Genomic DNA, 988 nt, shown 5'->3' on the forward strand with positions numbered 1-988 from the left:
GTCCGACTGCACGGCCTTGAACGTGCCCTCGGGCGAGAACTGGCGAACGTTGATCTGATAGATGACGGCCTGGCGGGTCCAGGGCAGATGGGGCATCTCGACAGAAGCGGCGGCAGAGGCACTCATGGCGGGCAGGGCGAGTGAGGTGGCGGCGGTCAGTACGGTGCGGCGGTTGGGCATGGCGGTCTAGATGAGGGACGTGCTGCGTGATCGCGGGCAAGTGGCAAGCGGTGGCGCCGCTGAAACGGTAGATGCGTCCATGCGTGCGACAGAGGTCGAGCTTCTCTCCAGCTTGTGCGTCATGTGTCCCCTGAATCATCGCCCGTCTCCCGACCGGGCCGATGAGGGCCCCCAAACGAAAAAGCCCGGCGCACGGCCGGGCCTCATTCAACACCGAAGCATCAGAACTTGTAGTTCGCCCCCAGCAGGAAGGTGCGCCCCCAGCGGATGTACTCCAACGGGCGATCCTTGGTGCCGGCGTAGGTTTGGTAAGCCTCGTTGGTCAGGTTGTTGACCTGGAACAGCAGCCCCAGACCCTTGAAGGCGCCCTCGTTGAAGGAGTAGCCCAGTTGGAGGTCGGTGATCTTCTCGCCAACAACGTAGCGCAGGGTACGTGAGCCGTTGAAGTTGCCGATTTCACCAATGAAGTCCGAGCGGCGGCGCTGGCTCACGCGGGCCTCGAACCCATTGGCCTCGTAGTAGGCCGTCAGGTTGTAGACCCGCTTGGACAGGCCGGGCAGCGCGATGTCGCCGCCACCCACGCTGCTCGCACTCTCCGGATCCTGGATCTTGATGCTGCTGTGGGTGAAGCTGGCGCTGGCCTGGATGCCAAAGCCCTTGAAGGTGTCGGAGACGAGGCTCAGCGGCAGCGAGGCCGAGAGCTCGACACCAGACAGCTTCCCGCCCTTGCCGTTGAACGGCGCCGTGAAAGTGCCCGTGGGCAGCGCGGCGGGACAAGGCTGATTGGGGCCGGCAGGCGTCGTGCACG

At 64.6% G+C, this 988-nt stretch carries 2 pseudogenes; both read right to left on the minus strand.

Annotated elements, in window-relative coordinates:
* Positions 1-180, minus strand: a pseudogene (locus tag AC1DU6_RS32805) (hypothetical protein); the annotation flags it as partial.
* Positions 181-401: 221 nt separating this feature from the next.
* Positions 402-988 (minus strand): annotated as a pseudogene (locus tag AC1DU6_RS32810) (TonB-dependent receptor); the annotation flags it as partial.

Source organism: Roseateles sp. P5_B10, from assembly GCF_056400485.1.